General features: G+C 63.0%; 2 protein-coding genes. One reads left to right on the forward strand and one right to left on the reverse strand.

Going from position 1 to position 2,649, the window contains the following annotated elements; genetic code table 11:
• Positions 1 to 897, forward strand: an 897-nt coding sequence (locus J4F42_22695) for an aromatic ring-hydroxylating dioxygenase subunit alpha (GenBank protein ID MCE2488332.1), incomplete at its 5' end; no start/stop codon positions are given.
• Between the two features lie 15 nt (positions 898 to 912).
• On the opposite strand, the gene J4F42_22700 is transcribed toward J4F42_22695, so the two are convergent.
• The gene (locus J4F42_22700; protein MCE2488333.1) at positions 913 to 2,388 is read right to left on the reverse strand and encodes a hypothetical protein; all 1,476 of its coding nucleotides are present in this window, start codon (positions 2,386 to 2,388) and stop codon (positions 913 to 915) included.
• Positions 2,389 to 2,649 lie beyond the last annotated feature (261 nt).

Consider the following 2,649-nt stretch of genomic DNA (forward strand, 5'->3'; position numbering starts at 1 on the left):
TCAAACATCTGCCGGCACCGTTTCATGCCGCTGGTACAGGACTCGGGCAGCACGCGCCGTTTCGTCTGTCCCTATCATGCCTGGACGTATGCGACCGATGGCCGCCTGCTGTCCGCGCCACATATGGAAGGCGCGGGTCGCTTCGACCGCGAGCAGTGCAGCCTGCCGCGCTACCGGCTCGAAGAATGGTTCGGCTTCTTGTTTGTCAATCTGAATGAAGACGCACCCCCACTCGCCGCCCAAATGCGCACCCTCGAAGGCTACATCGCCAACTATCGCGTGGCCGGGCAAAAAGAGATTTTTCATTACGAATCCGTCTGGGACGGCAACTGGAAGCTCTCGGCCGAGAACTCGATGGAGTACTATCACCACATGGGGCTGCACAGCGATACGGTGCAGGACTATATGCCGGGCCAGAATTCGTATACCCCGCCGCCGCCCGCGGATTTGTCCTTCACCCATATGCGCTGCGGTATGAACGCAGCGTTCAAATCCGGCGGCCACACCATGTCACCCAGAGGACGCCTGGACACCTTCACCGCAGAAGACCTCACCACCGGGTATCTGGTCTATATCTGGCCGGCGTTTACCATGGCCATGCGGCCCAACGGCAACAACTGGTTGAGCTTCCACCCGCAGGCACCCGAGCGCACCGGGATTCTGGGCGGCTATCTGGCATCGCCGGACCTGCTCGAAGTCGCCCCGGATATCGGCGAGCAGCGGCGCGGAGTCATGGAACGTGTCAACGAACAGGACAAGCTGGCGACCACCGAACTCGCCAAGGCAATGCATTCGAGCAAGGCGGCGCGCGGGCCGCTGAGCCCGTTCGAGCAGACCATTGCCCAGTTCTACCGCTGGCTCGCCCGGGAACTGGTCGGCCAGCCAGGAGCCGCCTGATTCGCCGCCGGAGTCTCAGCTCTGCTCATAGGCATACGCGGCCCGCAGCAGCACGTCGTCTTCAAAGTGCCGGCCGACCAGTTGCAGGCCGATCGGCAGCCCCTCGTGCTCGCCGCAGGGAACAGTGAGCGCCGGATGACCCGTCGCGTTGAACGACCCGGTATTGTGGATCATGTTGGCAAAAATCGACAGAAACTCGTACGGCGAGAGTTCCTCTTCGGGCATGGGCGGCGCGGTAAACGGGATCGTCGGCATGAGCAGCACATCGACGTCCTCAAATATCCGCTCGTAGGCGGCCCGCAGTGCGCGGGTGAGGTTTTGCGCCTTGGCATAGTAGTGCATCCCGTAGCGCTGGTAGGTGTATTCACCGAGCAGCAGCACGAGCTTCAGGCCCAGCGGCAGATCGTTCGCGCGCGCCTTGATGGCCCGGTGCATGAAGTTCACATGATCCAGGGCGTAGTGGCCCGACCAGCCGTGTCCCCAGCCATCCTGCTTATTGGTCTCGTTCCCGCCCTGAATCATGAGCGGCCACAGAATCGCGTTGCCGTCCAGGTGCATCGGGACCGAAACGTCAGCCAGCGTCGCCCCCACCCGCTCCAGCACCCGCGCGGCCTCTCCACCGCGGGCATCGATTGAGCATGGCCGAAACCCTGAGTGAGTATGCCTATCCGCAGGCCGCCGACACCCGCTTCGAGCTGGGCGGTGTAATCCTTGACCTGGACATCTTTCTGGCGCGGGTCCAGACCGTCCGCACCGGCCACGGCCTGCAACGCCAGCGCGCAGTCGCGCACCGTTTTCGTCATCGGTCCGGTATGATCGACCGTCGGGTCGAGACCGGCCAGCCCGGTATGCGGAATCAGGCCGAAGGTCGCAGGCTGCCGGAATGCGAATCGAGCCGCCCTGGTCGCCGCCCATGGTGATATCCGCATCGCCGTTGGCGACCACGACCGCACTGCCGTTTGACGACCCGCCGGCACAGTAGCGGCCCGTGGCCGGCCCGGACGGATTAATGGGTTGCGGTCCAGGATAGATACTGAGCCCGATGGCATCAAAACAGTGCGAGCCATTCACGACCTTGCCGATGATCTCGGCGCCGGCGTCGAGCAGGCGGGTGACAATCGTCGCGTCTTCGGTCGGCACATAGCCTTCCATAAGGCTGGAGCTGTTCATCATCGGAATGCCCGCCACGCGCACATGATCCTTCAGCCCGACCGTTTTGCCGGTCAGCGGGCCGTCGGGCGCGCCGGGGATGGAGCAGCGCCACGCCCAGCCGTTGTCCCGGTTGTCATCGGTCGCCGGGCGCGCCCCGAAATCCCGCCGTGGATACTTGACCGGAACGGTGGGAGCAACCAGCTCGTCAAGACGCCGGTAGGCCGGCAGCATCTCGCGGATATACTGCGAGAAGCCGTCAACCTCTTCGTCATGCACGTCAAAACCGAAGCGCCGACCGGCGTCGCGCAAATCCTGAGGGGTGGGCATACGCACAGGCATGGATAGCCTCCTTCTTTTTTCGGGATCATACGGCACCCCATCCCGCGAATGCAAATGAGACGCAACTCCAACAGACCTCGATGACGACGGCTAAGCCGCATGAGGCGGAATATCGTTCCGACGCTTGCATTCGGACGACGGGAACGCAACGATCGAAGCCACAACATTGGGAGGGAATCCAGTGGGCAAATACATGTTTCACGCAACGTACACGCAGTCGGGATTGACCGGGTTGCTGAAGGAAGGCGGCACGCGGCGGCG

Source organism: Desulfurellaceae bacterium (genome assembly GCA_021296095.1).
Lineage (GTDB): Bacteria > Desulfobacterota > Binatia > Bin18 > Bin18 > JAAXHF01.